This is a genomic window from Sinomonas sp. RB5, assembly GCF_054063535.1.
In genome coordinates, this window is record NZ_JBSSGJ010000010.1 from 49,104 (window position 1) to 68,532 (window position 19,429).

The following is a 19,429-nucleotide window of genomic DNA, read 5'->3' on the forward strand; positions in this document are numbered from 1 at the left end:
AGCACCGCCCGCGAGGCCGGGACAAAGATGGCAGTGTTGCGAGAGGAGTCCTGCATTGAGCACTGTGGACAGCTTCGGAGCCAAAGGCGTCCTGAACGTCGGCGGAACCGAGTACGAAATTTTCCGGCTGAATTCTGTGGAAGGCGCCGAAAGCCTCCCGTTCAGCCTCAAGGTCCTCCTGGAGAACCTGCTCCGCACCGAGGACGGTGCGAACATCACGGCGGACCACATCCGCGCCCTGGCCGGCTGGGACGAGAACGCCCAGCCGAGCACCGAGATCCAGTTCACCCCCGCCCGCGTCATCATGCAGGACTTCACGGGCGTGCCCTGCGTCGTCGACCTCGCCACGATGCGCGAGGCCGTCAAGGAGCTCGGCGGTGACCCCACGCGCGTCAACCCGCTGGCCCCGGCGGAGCTCGTGATCGACCACTCGGTCCAGATCGACGTGTTCGGCAACGCCGGCGCGATCGAGCGCAACATGGAGATCGAGTACCAGCGCAACGGCGAGCGGTACCAGTTCCTGCGGTGGGGCCAGAGTGCGTTCGAGGACTTCAAGGTCGTCCCCCCGGGCATGGGCATCGTGCACCAGGTCAACATCGAGTACCTGGCCCGCACCGTCATGACCCGTGAGGTCGAGGGCACGCTGCGCGCCTACCCCGACACCCTCGTCGGCACCGACTCCCACACCACCATGGTCAACGGCCTCGGTGTGCTCGGCTGGGGCGTCGGCGGCATCGAGGCCGAGGCCGCGATGCTCGGCCAGCCGGTCTCCATGCTCATCCCGCGCGTGGTCGGCTTCAGGCTCTCCGGCGAGATCCCCGCCGGGGCGACCGCGACCGACGTCGTGCTCACGATCACCGAGATGCTGCGCAAGCACGGCGTGGTCGGCAAGTTCGTCGAGTTCTACGGCGAGGGCGTCGCGGCGGTGCCGCTCGCCAACCGCGCGACCATCGGCAACATGAGCCCCGAGTTCGGCTCGACGGCGGCGATCTTCCCGATCGACGACGTCACCCTGGACTACCTCCGCCTCACCGGCCGCTCCGAGGAGAACGTGGCCCTCGTCGAGGCCTACGCCAAGGAGCAGGGCCTCTGGCACGACGCCTCCCGCGAGCCGCGCTTCTCCGAGTACCTCGAGCTCGACCTGTCGACGGTGGTGCCCTCGATTGCCGGCCCGAAGCGTCCCCAGGACCGCATCGTCCTCACGGAGGCGAAGGACGAGTTCCGCAACGACCTGCTGAACTACGTCGCCCACGAGGCGGACGCGGGTTCGCTCGACGAGTCGCTCGAGGAGAGCTTCCCGGCGTCGGACGCGCCGTCCTTCACGACGGGCGCTTCCCACGTGACGGACTCGGACCGCGTGCCCCCGGTGTACTCCGCGGCGCACGGTGCTGCCGGCCGGACGTCCAACCCGGTCTCCGTGTCGATGGAGGACGGACGCAAGTTCGATCTGGACCACGGCGCCGTCACGATCGCCTCGATCACCTCGTGCACCAACACCTCCAACCCGTCCGTCATGCTGGCCGCGGCCGTCCTGGCGCGCAACGCGGTCGAGAAGGGCCTGGTGTCCAAGCCGTGGGTGAAGACCTCGGTGGCGCCGGGCTCGAAGGTGGTCACTGACTACTACGAGAAGTCGGGTCTCGTGCCGTACCTGGAGAAGCTCGGCTTCTACACGGTCGGCTACGGCTGCACCACGTGCATCGGAAACTCGGGACCCCTCGAGGCCGAGATCTCCGAGGCGATCCAGTCCAACGACCTTGCCGTGACCGCGGTGCTCTCGGGCAACCGCAATTTCGAGGGCCGGATCAACCCGGACGTGAAGATGAACTACCTGGCCTCGCCGCCGCTCGTCATCGCCTACGCCCTGGCCGGGAGCATGGACTTCGATTTCGAGTCCGATCCCCTCGGCAAGGACCAGGACGGCAACGACGTCTTCCTCAAGGACATCTGGCCGAACCCCAACGAGGTCCAGCAGGTCATGGACGCCTCGATCGACCAGGACATGTTCACGAAGTCCTACGCGACGATCTTCGACGGCGACGAGCGCTGGCAGTCCCTGCCCACGCCCACCGGCGACACCTTCGAGTGGGCGGAGGACTCCACCTACGTCCGCAAGCCCCCGTACTTCGAGGGCATGAAGGCGCAGCCGGAGCCGGTCGCGGACATCGACGGCGCCCGGGTGCTGCTCAAGCTCGGCGACTCGGTCACGACCGACCACATCTCCCCGGCCGGCTCCTTCAAGTCGGACACCCCGGCGGGCCAGTACCTCCTCGCCCACGGCGTGGAGCGCAAGGACTTCAACTCCTACGGCTCCCGGCGTGGCAACCACGAGGTCATGATCCGCGGCACCTTCGCGAACATCCGCATCAAGAACCAGCTCCTCGACGGCGTCGAGGGCGGCTTCACGAAGGACTTCACGCAGGACGGCGCCCCGCAGGCCTACGTCTACGACGCCGCGATGAACTACCAGAAGGCCGGCACCCCGCTCGTGGTCATCGCGGGCAAGGAGTACGGCTCGGGCTCCTCGCGCGACTGGGCCGCGAAGGGCACCGCGCTGCTGGGCGTCAAGGCCGTCATCGCCGAGAGCTACGAGCGCATCCACCGCTCGAACCTCATCGGCATGGGCGTCCTGCCGCTGCAGTTCCCCGAGGGCGAGTCCGCCGCGAGCGTGGGCCTCACCGGCAACGAGGTGTTCTCGATCCAGGGCATCACGGCCCTCAACGACGGCACCACCCCGTCCACGGTGAAGGTGACCGCGACGGCAGAGGACGGTTCCGAGGTCTCGTTCGACGCCGTCGTGCGCATCGACACCCCCGGCGAGGCGGACTACTACCGCAACGGCGGCATCCTGCAGTACGTGCTGCGCCAGATCTCGGCGCGCTGACGCCGCACGGCGACGGCGACGGCGCAGGCCGGCAGCAAGGAGGGCCCCACCACCCGGTGGGGCCCTCCTTGCTTCTCCGGGACCACGCCGCATCGGCCCTACGCGCGGGTAGCCGGGACCACCGCGCGGGCCCGGAGGCGTTAGAGTGGTTCGTGCACGTTTCGAGCAAGGAGTCGCCCTTGGGCATCTTGGATTCCATCGAGGGGCCGAAGGACCTCGCCCAGCTCGGTCCCGCCGAGCTCGAGGACCTCGCCGGGGAGATCCGGAAGTTCCTGATCCGCAATGTCGCCCAGACCGGCGGCCACCTCGGGCCGAACCTCGGCGTCGTCGAGCTGACGCTGGCGATCCACCGCATCTTCGAGTCCCCGCGCGACAGCATCATCTTCGACACCGGGCACCAGTCCTACGTCCACAAGCTCCTGACCGGCCGCAAGGACTTCTCGACCCTCCGGCAGGAGGGCGGCCTCTCCGGCTACCCCTCCCGCGCCGAGAGCGAGCACGACATCGTCGAGTCCTCGCACGCCTCCTCCTCGCTGTCCTGGGCCGACGGGATCTCCCGCGCCCGCAAGCTCACGGGCGAGGGGGACCGCTACACCGTGGTCGTGGTGGGCGATGGCGCCCTCACCGGCGGCATGGCCTGGGAGGCGCTGAACAACATTGCCTCGGACAAGGACCGCAGGGTCGTGATCGTGGTCAACGACAACGGCCGCTCCTACGCCCCGACGGTCGGTGGCCTCGCCGACTACCTCGCGTCGCTGCGCACCGCGATCGACAAGGTCCGCACGGCCCCGGCCTACGAGGGCATGCTCGAGGTCGCCAAGAGGCGCCTGCAGAACGGCGGCCCCGTCGGCCAGTTCGTGTACAAGGGCCTGCACGCCACCAAGAAGGGCATCAAGGACTGGTGGGCGCCCCAGGGCATGTTCGAGGACCTGGGGCTCAAGTACGTCGGTCCGGTGGACGGCCACGACCAGCGCACCCTCGAGGAGGCGCTCGCGACCGCCAAGAACTTCGCCGGCCCCGTGATCGTCCACGCGATCACCGAGAAGGGGCACGGCTACGCCCCGGCCCGCAACCACGAGGCCGACCAGTTCCACGCCGTCGGCGTGATCGACCCCGAGACCGGGCAGCCCACCGGGCCCGGGGGCGGCACCTCGTGGACCTCGGTCTTCGCGGAGGAGATCGCGGCGATCGCCGACGAGCGCGAGGACGTCGTGGGCATCACCGGCGCCATGCTCATCCCGGTCGGCCTCGCCACGTTCGCCCAGCGCCACCCGGACCGGGTGATCGACGTCGGCATCGCCGAGCAGCACGCCGTCACGAGCGCCGCGGGCCTCGCCTTCGGCGGCCTCCACCCCGTCGTCGCGGTGTACGCGACCTTCCTGAACCGGGCCTACGACCAGCTCCTGATGGACGTCGCGCTGCACAAGGCCGGCGTGACCCTCGTGCTGGACCGCGCGGGGGTCACCGGCCCCGACGGTGCCAGCCACCACGGCCAGTGGGACATGGCGCTCGTCCAGAGCGTGCCCGGGCTGCACCTCGCCGCCCCGCGGGACGCGACCCGGCTGCGCGAGGAGCTCCGCGAGGCCATCGCGGTCGACGACGCCCCGACCGTCGTGCGGTTCTCGAAGGGGACCGTCGGGGCCGAGACCGAGGCGCTCGAGCGCCTCGACGACGGCGTCGACGTCCTGGCCCGCACGGGCACCGTGGCCGAGGCCGACGGCGAGACGGGCCCCGACGTCCTGCTCGTGGCGGTCGGCGCCATGAGCGACCTCGCCCTCGAGGTCGCGCAGCGGCTGGACCACCAGGGCATCAGCTCCACCGTCGTGGACCCGCGCTGGGTCCTGCCCGTGCCGCGGAGCATCATCAGCCTCGCGGCGCGCCACCGCATCGTGGTGTGCCTCGAGGATGGCGTCCGCGCGGGCGGGGTGGGTTCGCGGATCCGCCAGGAGATGCGCGCCGCCGGCGTGGACACCGCGCTGAACGAGGTCGGCCTCCCGGTGGAGTTCCTCGACCACGGCTCACGGAACCAGGTGCTCGCCCGCGTGGGCCTGACCGCCCAGCAGGTCGCGCACGACATCGTCGCCCAGGTCCTGGGGACCAAGGTCCCGTTCGCCCGGCCGCTGCCGGGCCAGGCTGCCCCCACCACGGGCACGCTCCCCAAGCTGTGACCGGCCGGGCGGCCGGGGCTGCCCCCGGTGCGTGGCGGATCCAGCCGCCCCCGCCGGAGGGTGCGCCGCGCCCCGGCGAGCTGGTGGTGGCCCGCAACCGCAAGTGGGACGGCACGGGCCACTGGGTGGTCCCGGGGTTCGGCCTGGGCGAGGACGAGCACGGCTGGTGGATCTACCAGGGGCGCGGCGAGTTCATCTCGCGCCCCGGTGCCGCGCTGCACACGCGCTCGGACGCGGTCCTGCTCATCCCGCGTGCCGGCGGGTACGCGGCCACGTTCTACGACGACACCAACCCCGGCGACTTCCGCGTGTACGTGGACCTCGCGTGGGACCTCGCCTGGCACCGCATCGGCGCTCCGGCGGGGGAGGGGCACCCCGGGGTGGTCGAGTTCCACATGGTCGACATGGACCTCGACGTGGTCCGCTCGGCCCGTCACGGCGTGTTCGTCGACGACGAGGACGAGTTCGCCGAGCACGCGGCCGCGATGGCCTACCCCGAGGGCCTGGTCGCGGCGGTCCGGTCCGAGTGCGCGCGGCTGCACGAGGCCGTGCTCGCGGGCACCGGCCCCTTTGACGGCATCTCCGACGCCTGGATGGCGTTGGGACGGAAGGAGAACCCATGAGCTACGCGCGCGTCTACCGGCGCAGGGACGACGGCACGCTCGAGTTCCGGGAGGCATGGCATGACGAGGAGGGCGACCAGTTCGTGGTGAACCACGGCGTGGTCGGCCACCAGTCTGCGACGGAGGCCACGCACGACGTCGACGCTGCCGCCGCCGAGGGGCTCATGGCCGCCTTCGCTGCCCAGTGCGAGCAGGACGGCTACGCCCCGCTCGGCGACGAGGACCTGTGGCGGGTCGTGGCGCAGTTCGCGCTCAAGACGGCCGAGGGCACCGACCGGGACCGCGCGCTCGAGCGGCAGGCCGTCCAGGCCCTCTCGGCCCACCTCGCCTGGCGCGGGCTCGGGACGGTCGAGGGCAGCGCCATCGGCAACAGCCGGCTCAATGTGTTCGCGACGTGCGTCGACCCCGCCAAGGCCGTCGCCGCGGTCAAGACGTGCCTGCGCGAGGCCACGAGCGACTACACGAAGCTCTCGGTGGCCGTCGCGCCGCTGACCGACCCGGACGCGTTCAAGCTCAAGCACGCCCCCGCAGGGGTCCGCGGCTTCTCCCTCTGACCGCCGCGGCCGGCTCCGCGGCACGGGCAGGCGCGCCCCTGCGCAGGACCGCACGGGTAGTCTGGCCCCATGACTGACTACCGCCGCCTCGGCCGCTCCGGCCTGACCGTCTCGACCGTCGGCCTCGGCTGCAACAACCTCGGCCGCGCCAACACCCCGACCGAGACCCAGGAGGGCACCGACGCCGTCGTCCACGCCGCGATCGATGCGGGCATCACCCTCTTCGACGTCGCCGACGTGTACGGCCGCACCCCCGGGCTGAGCGAGGAGATGCTCGGCAAGGCGCTCAAGGGCCGCCGCGACGACGTCGTGGTCGCCACCAAGTTCGGCATGGACATGCACGGCGCGAACGGGAAGGACTTCGGCGCGCGCGGCTCGCGGCGCTACATCCGCACCGCGGTCGAGGCCTCCCTCCGCCGCCTCGGCACCGACTGGATCGACCTGTACCAGTACCACACCCCGGACACCGAGACCCCGATCGAGGAGACGCTCTCGGCGCTCGACGACCTCGTCCGCGAGGGCAAGGTGCGCTACATCGGGCACTCGAACCGCACCGGCTGGCAGATCGCCGAGGCGGAGTTCACGGCGCGGATGGGCGGCTTCACCCCGTTCATCTCGAGCCAGAACCACTACAACCTCCTCGACCGGCGCGCCGAGCTGGAGGTCACGGAGGCCGCCGAGGCGTACGGCCTCGGGGTCCTGCCCTACTTCCCGCTGGCGAACGGGCTCCTCACCGGCAAGTACTCCCGCGGGAGCGCCCCCGAGGGGTCCCGGCTGTCCCACACCCGCACCAACCTCGTCCACGACGCCGACTGGGACCAGCTCGACAGGTTCTCCGCCTTCGCCGAGGAGCGGGGCCTGACCGAGCTCCAGGTCGCCTTCTCGTGGCTCGCCGCGCAGCCCTCGGTCGCGAGCGTCATCGCCGGCGCCACCAAGCCCGAGCAGATCCGCCAGAACGCCGAGGCGGCCTCGTGGGAGCCGAGCGCCGAGGACCTCGCCGAGCTCGACGAGATCTTCCCGAAGACGCCGCGCGTCGCACTCTTCTAGGGTCGGCGCGTGCACGAGAACTCCCGCCCGGTGTCCCACGAGCCGGGCCGTCCGCCCCGGGCGGTGCTGCTCGACTGCGACACCGGGATCGACGACGCGCTCGCCCTGCTCTACCTGTGCAGCCAGCCGCAGGTGGAGCTCGTCGCGGTCACGAGCACCCCGGGCAACGTCGACGCCGACCAGGTCGCCGCGAACAACCTCGCCCTCCTCGAACTGTGCGGGCGGCCCGAGGTGCCCGTGGCGATCGGGGCGCGGAAGCCGCTCGAGGTCCCCCTCGTCACGACCCCCGAGACGCACGGGCCCCAGGGGATCGGCTACGCCGAGCTGCCCGCGGCGCGCCGGGCGCCCGAGGCGCGCGACGCCGTCGACCTCTGGGTCGAGGCCGCCCGCGCGCGCCCGGGCGAGCTCACGGCGCTCATCACCGCCCCGCTGACCAACTTCGCGCTCGCCCTGCGCGCCGAGCCGCGCCTCCCCGAGCTGCTCGCGGGCGTGGTGATCATGGGCGGCGCCTACTACTACCAGGGCAACACGACGCCCACGGCCGAGTGGAACACCCACGTGGACCCGCACGCTGCCGCCGAGGTGTTCGCGGCGTTCGCGGGCCAGCCCGAGGACCGGCTCCCGACCGTGTGCGCGCTCGAGACCACCGAGCGGATCGAGATGCGCCCGGGGCACCTTGCGGCCCTCGCCGAAGCCGCCGGCTGCAGCGGGCCGGAGCTCGTGCTCCCGGACCAGCCGGAGGGGCAGCGCTCCACCGCCTCGAACCGGCTCGTCCGGCACGTGAGCGACATGCTGCGCTTCTACTTCGAGTTCCACCGGCACTACGACCAGGGCTACGTGGCGCACATCCACGACTACTTCGCCGCCACTGTGGCCGCCGGGACCGCACGCTATGCGGCGCGGACGGCTGCCGTCCATGTCGAGACCCGCGCCCCGCGCCTGATGGGCACCACGGTCGCGGACTACCGGGGCCTGTGGGAGGAGCCGCCCTCGGCGCGCATCGTGAGCGCCAACCACCCGGACGAGGCCTTCGCAGAGCTCGTCGCCTCCCTCGGCGCCCTCGCGCGCCGGGTGGGCTAGAATTTCTGTGCCCCGGCCCGGTCGGGGCGGCCGCCGAGGTGACATAGGCGGGCGCCGATCCACTACTCCGCATCCGCAGCATCCGTGAAGGACGTGCCCTGGCCATGTCGCACCCCCTGACAGAAGACGCCCCGCGCCGCTCCCCGCTCAGGACGGTCCTCATCGTCCTCGGGGCCGCCGCCATCGTCGCGACGTTCATCTACCTCGTGGCCACCTCTCCCGCAGAGCCGGTGGACACGCCCTCGGCCTCGGCCGCCCTCGTGGCGCTCACGGGCTACGGGATCGCCACGGTCCTCCTCTTCGCCGGCATCCTGCCCACCCTGCCCACCACGACCCTCGCCCTCATCCCGGTGGCCCTCGTGCTGAACATCGTGCTCGGCCAGTTCGTCGGCACCGTCATCGTGCCGATCTACCTCGATTCGATCGGCACCGTGCTCGTGGGCTTCCTCGCCGGGTCCGCGGCCGGCGCCGCGACGGGGCTGCTGAGCACCATCGTGTGGTCCTTCTTCAACCCGACCCTCATCCCGTTCGCCGCCGGGGCCGCCGCGATCGGCGCCCTCGCGGGCCTCGCCGCGCGGATCGGGGCCGTGCGGCGGTTCTGGTGGGTTCCCGTCGCCGGGCTCCTCACCGGCGCGGTCGCGGCGGTGATCGGCTCGACCGTCGCGATCGCGGTGTTCGGCGGGACCTCCACCGGGGCGACCGGGGCTGTCATCGCCGTCTTCCGGGCCGCGGGGGACAGCCTCGCCGAGTCCGTCGTCAAGGGTTCGATCGCGTCCGACCTGACGGACAAGCTCGTCACGTTCGTCGTGGCGGCCGCCCTGGCCTACGCCCTTCCGCAGCGGGCCACGGGCCGCTTCGAGTTCGTCCGGGCGCATCGCGTGCTCGCCCGGCGCCGCCGCGCCGAGGCGGCCCCCGCTGCCTGAGCATCCGCCGGCCCCCGCCGCCGCCCGCGCCCTCAACCCCCTGACGGGGCTCGCGCTGGCCGGGACGGGGGCCGTCGCGTGCCTCGCGGCCTCCCACTGGGCGGTGTGGACGGCGGCGATCCTCGCGGCGGCCGTCCTGTCCGCGCGCGCGGGGACGCTGCGGCGCGTCGCCGCCGCCGCGGCCCTCGTGGTCGCGCCGTTCGCCCTCTGGGCGTTCCTGATCCACGGGCTCTTCTTCCCCGAGGGGACGGCGGTGCTCGTGGCCTGGGGCCCGGCCCGCGTCACGGTTGAGGGACTCGCCTACGCTGCAGGGTTCGTGCTGCGCACCGCCGCGCTCGTCTGCACCATGCTCGCCTTCTCGGTCTGGGCCGACGTCGCCGTGCTGAGGGCAGCCCTCGTGCGGCGCGGCGTCCCTGCGCCGCTCGGCTACGTCCTCGCCTCGGCCCTGGGCCTCGTGGCCACGGTCGCCGACCGGATGCGCCGCATCCGCGAGGCCCAGGAGGCCCGCGGGCTCGTGGTCCGGCCCGGGCCGGGCGGGCGCATCCTCGCGGGCCGGCTCCAGGCCGTGCCGCTCGTGCTCGCCCTCGTGGACGAGGCCGGCGAGCGCGCCCTCGCGCTCGACGCGCGCGGACAGGCCCTTCCCGGCCCCCGCACCGCGTACGTCGACGAGCCCGACTCGGCCGCCCAGCGCGGCGTGCGGTGGGCGCTGGTCGTCGCCTCGGCCGCCATGGCGGCGGCCGCCGTCGTCCCCGGAGTGGCCCACGCTGTGGCCGTGGCGGGCGGCGGGCGATGAGCGCGGCCGCCCCGCCGGTCCTCTCGGCGCACGTGGAGCGCTTCGCGTACGACGCCGGGCCACCGGTCCTCGAGGACGTCCGCCTCGCGCTCGGGCCGGGCTCCCTCACCGCGGTGCTGGGGGCATCCGGCAGCGGGACGTCGACCCTGGCGAAGGTCCTCGCCGGCTGGGCCGTGGCCGGCGGCCAGAACACCCTCATCGGGTCCCTCGAGCTCGGCCGGGGCGCAGGCCCGGAGGGACGGGGCGCCCGGCTGGCGTTCCGCGGGCTGCCCCAGGACCCGCGGCTGCGCCTCGGCGCCTGGGGGCAGCACGTCGCCTACGTCCCGCAGCGGCCGGGGGACCTGCTCACGGGGGCGTCCGCCTCGGTCGGCGAGGAGATCGCGTTCGCCCTCGAGCAGCGCGGGATGCCGCGCGCCGCGATGCACGAGCGCACCGCGCGGGCCGCCCACTCCCTCGGCCTCGGGGACCTGCTCGGGAGGAACCCGTCCCAGCTGTCCGGGGGCGAGCAGCGCCGCCTAGCCCTCGCCTGTGCGATCGTCGGCGAGCCCGCCGTGCTCATCCTCGATGACCCCACCGCCTCGCTCGACGCGGCGGGTGCCGATGCCCTCTGGCGGCTCATCGCAGCGGAGCGGGCCCGGGGCGCCGCCGTCGTGGTCGTCGGCGCGTGCGCCGACCGCATTGCCCGCCGCGCCGACCACTGCATCCTCCTGGACGCCGGGTCGGCCGCGGCGGCCGGGAGGCCGGCCGAGGTGCTCGCCTCCGCCGCCTTCGCCCACTCGGGCGTCCTCGCCCGCGATCCGGGCGAGGAGGGACCGGCCACGCCCGGACCAGCTGGCCGCGGTGCCCATCTCGGCCCCCTCCCGCGCTCTGCAGCGGGAGGGCCGCTCGCGGCCCTCGAACGGGTCTGCTTCGCCTACCCGGGCTCGGGCAGGCGCGTCCTCGACGCGGCGGACCTCGCGGTCGCCCCGGGCGACGTGGTGGCCCTCACCGGGCCCAACGGTGCCGGCAAGTCGACGGCGCTGCGGCACCTCGCGGGGCTGCTGCGCCCGCAGGGGGGCCGCGTCCGGGTCGCCGGGACCGACATCGCGCGGACCCCGGCGGGCCGGGTCGCCGACCACGTGGGCACCCTCTTCCAGGAGCCCCGCGACCAGCTGTTCGAGCGCACCGCCCTGCGCGAGGTGTCCTTCGGGCTGCGCCTGCGGGCGCCCGGCCGCCGCCGTCCCGAGCCCGAGGCAGCGCGCGCCCGCGCCCTCGAGGCCCTCGAGGCGGTGGGCCTCGCCGCCCACGCCGAGGCGCATCCGTACGACCTGCCCGCCGCCGCCCAGCGCCTGCTGGCGCTCGCGACCGTCCTCGTGCGCCGGCCGGCCGTCCTCCTGCTCGACGAGCCGACCGTCGGGCTGGACGGGTCCTCGCTCGCGTGTCTCGAAGCGGTGGTGGCCCGGGCCGCGGAGGCGGGGGCCGGCGTCGTGCTCTCGACCCATGCCCTGCCGTGGGCGAGGCGCCACGCGCACCGCGTGCTGGCCCTCGAAGGAGGGCGCTTCGTGCCCTCCTGAGGAGCCGCACCCGGAAGCCGCCGTCCGGGTTCCGGTAGGGTCGATCCCGGGCCGCGCGGCGGCGGCCCGAGAGCAGGAGGAGGACGCGTGGGCGCAGCGTGGGAGCGCTGGGAGGGCTTCTGGGTGGCGGGCGTGCACCGCGGCGCCGTCTGCCGCACGTTCGACGGCGAGCTGCTCACCACCCGCGTCGCGTTCGAGGACGGTGCCGGAACCCTGTTCGCCTCCGAGTCCCTCCTGCGGCTGGCCCCGTCCGGGGAGACCTGGCACGCCTTCCGGTACCGGCAGGAACCGGGCGGCCTCGAGGAGGGCGCCCGCCGTGACGAGGCCGAGCTCGACGCCGACACGCTCCCCGCGAGCGGGGAGTACCTCCTCGTGTCGCAGCTGGCCGCGTCCGCCCGCGACGGCGCCGCGTACCGGCGGGTGGAGGAGGCGGCGCCGGACGGCCTGCCGGCGCCCGCGGAGATCCGCCGGCATCCGGCCGAGCCCATCGACCTCCCCGACGGCCGCTGCGTGGACGCCGAACGCTTCGAGGTGACGGCGGGCGGGCAGCGCGTCGCGTCCTACTGGACCCACGGCGGCGCCGTGGTCCGCAGCGCGTGGGCGGGCGCGCTCTGCTTCGCGGCCGGCTCGGCCCCGGACGCGCTCGTGGGCACCGACGAGCGCCTGGGGGCCTTCCTGGCCGAGGGCTTCCGCCGCGCCTGACCGGAGACCCCACCCGCAAGGCCAGAGACCCCGCAGCACCACGGTGGGGCTGCGGGGTCTCTGGCGGGCGGGGGCGCGGTACCCGAGTGGTCAGGATTCCGGGTGGAACGGCTTCCCGTTGACGCGCTCGGAGGCGCCCACCCGGTCCAGGTAGGGCGTAATGCCGCCGAGGTGCATCGGCCAGCCCGCGCCGAGGATCATGCACAGGTCCACGTCTTCGGGGCCGGCCACCACGCCTTCGGCGAGCAGGAGCCCGATCTCCTCGGCGAGGGCATCCTGGCAGCGCGCGAGGACCTGCTCGGACGTGGACGGCGCGTCCCCGAAGGACAGCACCGCGAGGGCCTCGGGCCGGATCTCGCGGCGGCCGTCCGGCCCCGTCCCCCAGAGGCCCTTCACCCCGGCGTCGATGAGTGCCTGCTGGTTGGCCGAGACGTGGAACCTGTCGCCGAACGCGGCGTGGAGGGACTCCGCGACGTGCTGGGCCACCGGCAGGCCCACCATCTCGGCGAGCACGAACGGCGTCATCGGCAGGCCCATGGGCGCCAGGGCGTTGTCGGCGACCTCGGCCGGCGTGCCCTCGTCGAACGCCGCCGTGACCTCGCCCATGAGCCGCAGCAGCACGCGGTTCACCACGAACGCCGCGGCGTCCTTGACGAGCACGGCCGTCTTCTTCAGTGCCTTGGCGAGGACGAAGGCGGTGGCGAGCACCGCGTCGTCAGTCGCGGGCGCGCGCACGATCTCGATGAGCGGCATGACCGCGACGGGGTTGAAGAAGTGAAACCCGACCACGCGCTCGGGGTGGGCGAGGTCCTCGGCCATGGCCGTGACGGAGAGCGAGGACGTGTTGGTCGCGAGGATGCACTCGGGCTTGACCACGGCCTCGACCTCGGCGAGGACCTGCTTCTTGACGGAGAGCTCCTCGAACACGGCCTCGATCACGAAGTCCGCGTCCGCGAACTCGGCCTTCGAGACGGAGCCGCTCACGAGGGCCTTGGTGCGGTTCGCGGCGTCGCGGGAGATCCGGCCCTTGGACAGGAGCTTGTCCACCTCGGCATGGACGTGGCCCACGCCCTTGTCCACGCGGGCCTGGTCCACGTCCGTCATGACCACCGGGACCTTGAGCTGGCGCGCGAACAGGAGGGCGAGCTGGCTGGCCATGAGGCCCGCGCCCACCACGCCGACCTTCGTGACCTCTCGCGCGAGCTTGGCGTTGGGGGCGCCGGCGGGCCGCTTGCCGCGCTTCTGGACGAGGTCGAGGAACGCGTACACGGTGTCACGGAACTGCGGGGTCTGCATGAGCGCGGTGAGGGCTGCGACCTCGAGCTCCGCCGACTCCTGCTGGGTCGCGGTGGCGCCCGCCTCGAAGACGTCCAGGACCTTGCCCGGTGCGGGCGCGGCATTGGAAGTCCTGGCGGCGACGAAGTCCCGACCCGCCTTCGCCGCTGCGGCCCAGCGCTCGGCGACGGCCGCATCGGTGCGGGGCTCGACCGCGTTCGGCCGCTCGACCGAGGTCTCCCCGGCGAGGACGGACGCGGCCCAGGCGAGTGAGCGCTCGAGGAAGTCGGCCGGCTCGAAGAGCGCGTCCGCGACACCGAGCCGGTAGGCCTCCGGGCCGCGGATGGTGCGGTTGTTGCTCAGGGGGTTCTCGATCATGACCTTCAGGGCAGCCTCCGGGCCCGTGAGACGGGGGAGGCGCCAGACCCCGCCCCACCCCGGGACGAGTCCGATGAAGGCCTCGGGCAGGCCGATGCCCTGCGCTCCGGTCGAGACGGTGCGGTAGGTGCAGGCGAGCGCGATCTCGAGCCCGCCGCCGAGGGCCACGCCGTTGATGAACGCGAACGTCGGGACGCCGAGGTCGGCGAGCAGATCGTAGGCGGCGTGGCCGAGGCGGGCCATCTGCTCGCCGGCGGCCGGATCGCGCAGCGTCTTGACGGTCGTCAGGTCGGCGCCGGCCACGAGGAAGTAGGGCTTGCCCGTGACGGCGACGGCCTGGATCTCGCCGGCCGCGGCCCGGTCGCGGAGGCCCTCGAGGGTGCGGCCGAGCTCGATCAGCGTCCCCGGCCCGAGGGTGGTCGGCTTGGTGTGGTCCAGGCCGTTGTCGAGGGTGACGAGGGCGATCCGGAAGGACCGGCCGCCCGCAGGGACCTCGACCTCGTTGACGAGCGCGTGCGTGACGATCTCATCGGGCACCTGGGCGGCGAGCGTGGCGAACGCGTCGAAGGTGGACTGGGCAGTCATGGCGGTGTTCACTCGCCCTTTCCGTAGTCGGCATGGTGGGGGTTCTCCCAGATGACCGTGCCCCCCATGCCGAGGCCGATGCACATCGTGGTGATGCCGTAGCGCACGCCGGGATCCTCGGCGAACTGGCGCGCGAGCTGGGTCATGAGGCGAACGCCCGAGGAGGCGAGGGGATGCCCGACGGCGATCGCGCCGCCGTAGCGGTTGACGCGGGGATCGTCGTCGGCGATGCCGAAGTGGTCGAGGAAGCTCAGGACCTGCACGGCGAAGGCCTCGTTGATCTCGAACAGGCCGATGTCCTCGATCGTCAGGCCGGCCTTGGCGAGGGCCTTCTCGGTGGCCGGCACCGGGCCGATGCCCATGACCTCGGGCTCGACCCCGGCGAACGCGTAGGAGACGAGCCGCATCTTCGGGGCGAGGCCGAGTTCCTCGGCCGTCTCGGCAGAGGTGAGGAGGCACGCCGTCGCGCCGTCGTTCAGCCCTGCGGCGTTGCCGGCCGTCACCCGCCCGTGCGGCCGGAACGGGGTGCGCAGCGCTGCGAGGTCCTCGACCGTCGTGCCCGGGCGCGGCGGCTCGTCGGCGGTCGCGAGCCCGAACCCCTCGCCGGGGCGATGGGTTGCGACGGGGACGAGATCGGGCTGGATCCTGCCGTCGGCATAGGCGGCGGCGAGCTTCGCCTGGGAGGCGGCGGCGTAGGCGTCGGCGCGCTCCTTGGTGATGTCCGGGAAGCGGTCATGCAGGTTCTCTGCCGTATTGCCCATGTTCAGGGCCGCCGGGTCGACGAGGCGCTCGGACATGAAGCGCGGGTTGGGGTCGGCGCCCTGTCCCATGGGGTGGTTGCCCATGTGCTCGACGCCGCCGGCGATCACGACGTCGTACGCCCCGACGCCGATTCCGCTCGCCGTCGCGGTGACGGCCGTCATCGCGCCGGCGCACATGCGGTCCACCGCAAAGCCGGGGACCGAGCGGGGCAGGCCCGCAAGGAGCGCGGCGGTGCGGCCGATCGTGAGGCCCTGGTCGCCGGTCTGGGTCGTCGCGGCGATCGAGACCTCGTCCACGCGCTCTGCGGGGAGGGACGGGTTGCGGCGCAGCAGCTCGCGGATCGTCTTCACGACGAGGTCGTCGGCGCGCGTGCCGTGGTAGATCCCCTTCTCTCCGGCCTTGCCGAAGGGGGTGCGGACGCCGTCGACGAAGACGACGTCCCGGATGTGCCTGCTGGACATGGGCAGCTCCTCGGATGTCTGGTGGGCGGTGACCGCCCTCACAGCCATGTTACTGAGCAGTAACTTGGTCCGCAACGGCGGCGGCCCGCCGACCCAGAGGAGAACGCCTTCAGCCCCGCCCGGAGGCCCCTGCCCTGGCCTCGTCCGCCGCCTTGAGGGGGCGCGGGTGCAGGAACGCGTCCAGCAGGAGCGGCACGGTCTCGGTGATCTGCCACGGCCGTGCGCCCAGACCCCGCAGGGCATCGGCGAGCGTGTCCGGGGTGAGCGGCTCCGGCGGCCGCCAGGCGACGCGGCGCAGGTGGTCGGGCGTGAGGAGGTTCTCGGTCGGCATCCCGAGTTCCTCGGCGCGGGCGGCGATACGCGGCCGCGCCGTCTTGAGCCGTGCCGCGGCCTCGGGGTCGCGGTCGTCCCACACCCTGGGCGGGGGCGGGCCGGAGCTCGGCAGGTGCAGGGGAGGCAGCTCACTGGTCTCGAGGTGGCGCGCGGCCGCGACGGCGCGGAGCCAGCGCGGGGCCTCGCGCTGGGCGGCCCGGCCGTGGAAGCCCTTGGTCGCGAGCAGCTGCGGCACGGTGGCGGGCATCGCCCGGGCCACGGCGACGAGGGCCGAGTCCGGGATCAGCTTGCCGGGCGCGATGTCCCGCTTCTCGGCCAGCGAATCGCGCTCGAGCCAGAGTTCGCGCACCGCGGCGAGCTGGCGTCGGTCCCGGATCTGGTGCAGCCCCGAGGTGCGCCGCCACGGATCGGCCTTGGGCTCGGCCACCCCCGCGGCGAGGATCGCGGCGAACTCCTCGGCCGCGTACCCCAGCTTGCCCTGGGATTCGAGCAGGTCGGCGAGCTCGTCCCGCAGCTCGACCAGGACCTCGACGTCGAGGGCCGCGTAGCGCAGCCAGGGCTCGGGGAGGGGCCGCGTCGACCAGTCGGCCGCCGAGTGCTCCTTGGCGAGGCTGAAGCCGAGGAGCTGTTCGACGACGGCGGCGAGCCCCACGCGCGGCAGGCCCGCGAGTCGGGCCGCGAGCTCGGTGTCGAAGAGCCGGTCGGGCCACATGCCGAGCTCGGAGAGGCACGGGAGGTCCTGCGTGGAGGCGTGGATGATCCATTCGACCCCGGCCAGGGCGTCGTTGAGGATGGCGAGGTTGTCGAACGGCTCGGGGTCGATGAGCCAGGTCCCTGATCCCTCGCGCCGGATCTGGACCAGGAAGGCGCGCTGGCCGTAGCGGAATCCGGAGGCGCGCTCGGCATCGACTCCGGCCGGCCCGGTGCCCTGCGCGAGGGAGGCGGCTGCCCGTTCGAGGCCTTCCTGCGTGGAGATCACGAGGGGGACGCCGTCACGGGGCTCGTCAAGCTGGATGACCGCGGGGACCGGGACCCCGAAGCCTTCCACCAGGATGTTCTCCGGCGTCGTCGTGGCGGGCGGGGGGACCTGGGTCGCTTCCGGGCCCTGGTCGGGTCCGCTGCCCGATCCCGTCCCTGTGGCGTCGTGGGGCTGTGCGGTCATGATGGCGCCAGTCTATCGCTGCCGCCCCTTCGGGCCCGTCCCCCTGGGAATCGGCGGCCTGGGAAGCGGCCCCCTGCGAAACGGCTCAGCGGGGGTCCGCCCTGCGCCGGCGCCGCGGCAGCACCGCCACGCCCTCGGGGAGCGGCGGGATTCCGGCGAAGGTGGAGACCATGTCGCACCAGGCCTCGAGGTGGTCCCGCAGGTCCGGGCCGTCGGGGGTCCACGAGGCCCGCAGCTCGATGTCGATCGTGTCATGGCGGTCGGCGAGCGTTCCGTAGCTCTCCGAGAGCACGCGGGTGGCCGTCCCGCCGGCGGCGGTGTAGTGGGCATGGTGCTTCTCGAGGGCCTCGACCAGCCACGTCCACGCGACGGAGCCGAGGAGGGCGTCGTTGCCCATCTCGGGTTCGAGCTGGGCCCTGATATAGGTCACCACGCGGAAGGTTCCGTCCCAGACAGCCGGGGGCTCCGGGTCGTGGAGGAGGATGAAGCGGCCGGTGGCGAGTTCCTCGTCTCCATCGCGGACGTCGGCCTCGAGGGCCACGGCATAGGGCGCAAGCCTCGCGGGTGCCGGGATCTCCTCGAGGCGGAAGTCTCCCTGGCGGAGCATGCCCGTGGCACTCCGCATGGAGCGGAGGGCTGTCAAGAAGTCCGCAGGCAGGTGTGCTAGTGCGGTCACGGTCCCAGAGTACGCTGGCGCCGTTTCCACGGCAGGAACGGCACGCCGGGAGGTCAGCGCGGCGGCAGCCCGAGGGAGGGGCGGACTCACCCCTCCGTCGCGGCCAGCTCGACCTTGATCCAGCCCGGCTCGCGCAGGTCGAAGGCCTCGTGGGCCCCGATAACAGAGTCCAGCGGCCCATGCTCGGTGATGAGGGCGGTCGGATCGAACTGCCCCGCGGCGCGGCGTCGGGGGCAATCTGCCGCACTTCGGCGTCGAACCCCTCCGCCTGCTCCGAGGACGCCGCGGCCGGCCCGCGCTGGGGACGCTCGGCGTCGACCCCGATCAGGCCGGCCCCCATGGATCAGCGCCGGGACGCGGGTGGCCGAGCTAGCGGGCGAGCTCCTCCCGGAGCGCCTCGGCGAAGCGGTCGACGTCCTCTTCGGTGGTGTCGAAGGAGCACATCCAGCGCACCTCGCGCCGTGCCGCGTCCCAGTCGTAGAAGCGGAACCGCTCACGCAGGCGGTCGGCCACTCCTTCGGGAAGGATCGCGAACACCCCGTTCGACTCGGTCGCCTGGGTGAGCTCGACGCCGTCGAGCCCCTCGACCGCCGCACGGAGACGGGCTGCCATAGCGTTCGCGTGCGCGGCCGAGCGCAGCCACAGGCCGTCCTCGAGCAGGGCGAGGAACTGGGCGGACACGAAGCGCATCTTCGAGGCGAGCTGCATGTCCATCTTGCGCAGATAGGTCAGCCCCTGGGCCGCCTCGGGGTCCAGCGCGACGACGCATTCGCCGAAGAGCATGCCGTTCTTCGTCCCGCCGAAGGAGAGGATGTCGATCCCGGCATCGGAGGTGAAGTCCCGCACCGGGACGCCGAGGCTGGCGGCCGCGTTCGCGAGCCGCGCCCCGTCCATGTGGACCTTCATCCCGCGGGAATGGGCGTGCTCGGTGATGGCGCGGAGCTCCTCGACCGAGTACCGCGTGCCCAGCTCGGTCGTCTGGGTGAGCGAGACGGCCAGCGGCTGGGCGCGGTGCTCGTCCCCCCAGCCCCACGCCTCGCGGTCGATCAGCTCGGGGGTGAGCTTGCCGTCCGACGTCGGGACGCCGAGGAGCTTGAGGCCGCCGACCCGTTCTGGGGCGCCGTTCTCATCGACGTTGATGTGGGCCGTGGTCGCGCACACCACGGCGCCCCAGCGGGGCACGAGCGACTGCAGCGAGACGACGTTCGCCCCCGTGCCGTTGAACACCGGGTACGCCTGGACGCCCTCGCCGAACAGCGCCTCCATCTCGGCCTGCAGCCTCGCGGTGTACTCGTCCTGCCCGTACGAGACCTGGTGGCCGCCGTTGGCCGAGGCCAGTGCGGCGAGCACCTCCGGGTGGGCCCCGGAATAGTTGTCGGACGCGAAGCCACGCACGGCGGAGTCATGGAGCGGCCAGCCCGCGGGGGCGGCGGGGGAGTGCAGGGAGGAAGAGGGGGATGTCACGGTCACAGT

The 19,429-nt window shown here is 73.1% G+C and carries 15 protein-coding genes; 10 read left to right on the forward strand and 5 right to left on the reverse strand.

Annotation, left to right across the window (positions count from 1 at the left end; translation table 11 throughout):
• Positions 1-55 precede the first annotated feature (55 nt).
• The 10 genes from ACVWWH_RS12700 to ACVWWH_RS12745 all read left to right on the forward strand — a co-directional run bounded on the left by ACVWWH_RS12700 (position 56) and on the right by ACVWWH_RS12745 (position 12,324).
• Positions 56-2,881, forward strand: coding sequence for an aconitate hydratase (locus ACVWWH_RS12700; RefSeq protein ID WP_188781835.1), 2,826 nt, complete (start codon positions 56-58; stop codon positions 2,879-2,881).
• Between the two features lie 179 nt (positions 2,882-3,060).
• Positions 3,061-5,049, forward strand: a complete 1,989-nt coding sequence (dxs, locus tag ACVWWH_RS12705; RefSeq protein WP_066497530.1) for a 1-deoxy-D-xylulose-5-phosphate synthase — start codon at positions 3,061-3,063, stop codon at positions 5,047-5,049.
• 38 nt (positions 5,050-5,087) lie between these two features.
• A complete protein-coding gene (locus ACVWWH_RS12710; protein WP_457316872.1) occupies positions 5,088-5,672 on the forward strand; it encodes a DUF402 domain-containing protein in 585 nt (194 codons plus the stop codon).
• Positions 5,669-6,226, forward strand: a complete 558-nt coding sequence (locus ACVWWH_RS12715; protein WP_457316822.1) for a hypothetical protein — start codon at positions 5,669-5,671, stop codon at positions 6,224-6,226. Before ACVWWH_RS12710 ends, ACVWWH_RS12715 begins: the two co-directional genes overlap by 4 nt.
• Before the next feature lie 69 nt (positions 6,227-6,295).
• A complete protein-coding gene (locus ACVWWH_RS12720; RefSeq protein WP_066497532.1) occupies positions 6,296-7,273 on the forward strand; it encodes an aldo/keto reductase in 978 nt (325 codons plus the stop codon).
• A gap of 9 nt (positions 7,274-7,282) precedes the next feature.
• Complete coding sequence (locus ACVWWH_RS12725; RefSeq protein WP_457316823.1) at positions 7,283-8,353, forward strand: nucleoside hydrolase; 1,071 nt, start codon at positions 7,283-7,285, stop codon at positions 8,351-8,353.
• Positions 8,354-8,457: 104 nt separating this feature from the next.
• Positions 8,458-9,276, forward strand: a complete 819-nt coding sequence (locus tag ACVWWH_RS12730; RefSeq protein ID WP_457316824.1) for an ECF transporter S component — start codon at positions 8,458-8,460, stop codon at positions 9,274-9,276.
• A 103-nt stretch (positions 9,277-9,379) separates the two neighbouring features.
• Complete coding sequence (locus ACVWWH_RS12735; protein WP_457316825.1) at positions 9,380-10,069, forward strand: energy-coupling factor transporter transmembrane component T; 690 nt, start codon at positions 9,380-9,382, stop codon at positions 10,067-10,069.
• Complete coding sequence (locus ACVWWH_RS12740; RefSeq protein WP_457316826.1) at positions 10,066-11,622, forward strand: ATP-binding cassette domain-containing protein; 1,557 nt, start codon at positions 10,066-10,068, stop codon at positions 11,620-11,622. Before ACVWWH_RS12735 ends, ACVWWH_RS12740 begins: the two co-directional genes overlap by 4 nt.
• Positions 11,623-11,709: 87 nt before the next feature.
• Positions 11,710-12,324 carry a hypothetical protein gene (locus tag ACVWWH_RS12745; protein WP_457316827.1) on the forward strand — a complete coding sequence of 205 codons (615 nt, stop codon included), beginning with the start codon at positions 11,710-11,712 and terminating at the stop codon, positions 12,322-12,324.
• Positions 12,325-12,414: 90 nt separating this feature from the next.
• Here ACVWWH_RS12745 and ACVWWH_RS12750 read toward each other — a convergent pair whose 3' ends face one another.
• The 5 genes from ACVWWH_RS12750 to ACVWWH_RS12770 form a co-directional block, all read right to left on the reverse strand.
• Positions 12,415-14,562 (reverse strand): 3-hydroxyacyl-CoA dehydrogenase NAD-binding domain-containing protein, encoded by a 2,148-nt coding sequence (locus tag ACVWWH_RS12750; protein ID WP_457316828.1) that lies wholly within the window; start codon positions 14,560-14,562, stop codon positions 12,415-12,417.
• Positions 14,563-14,570: 8 nt separating this feature from the next.
• On the reverse strand, positions 14,571-15,785 hold the full coding sequence (locus tag ACVWWH_RS12755) for a thiolase family protein (RefSeq protein WP_457316829.1): 1,215 nt from the start codon (positions 15,783-15,785) through the stop codon (positions 14,571-14,573).
• A 109-nt stretch (positions 15,786-15,894) separates the two neighbouring features.
• The gene (locus ACVWWH_RS12760) at positions 15,895-17,280 is read right to left on the reverse strand and encodes a ribonuclease D (RefSeq protein ID WP_457316830.1); all 1,386 of its coding nucleotides are present in this window, start codon (positions 17,278-17,280) and stop codon (positions 15,895-15,897) included.
• Positions 17,281-17,365: 85 nt separating this feature from the next.
• Positions 17,366-17,956, reverse strand: coding sequence for a DUF3000 domain-containing protein (locus ACVWWH_RS12765; protein ID WP_457316831.1), 591 nt, complete (start codon positions 17,954-17,956; stop codon positions 17,366-17,368).
• A 369-nt stretch (positions 17,957-18,325) separates the two neighbouring features.
• Positions 18,326-19,426 (reverse strand): threonine aldolase family protein, encoded by a 1,101-nt coding sequence (locus tag ACVWWH_RS12770; protein WP_371829526.1) that lies wholly within the window; start codon positions 19,424-19,426, stop codon positions 18,326-18,328.
• Between the last annotated feature and the right edge of the window lie 3 nt (positions 19,427-19,429).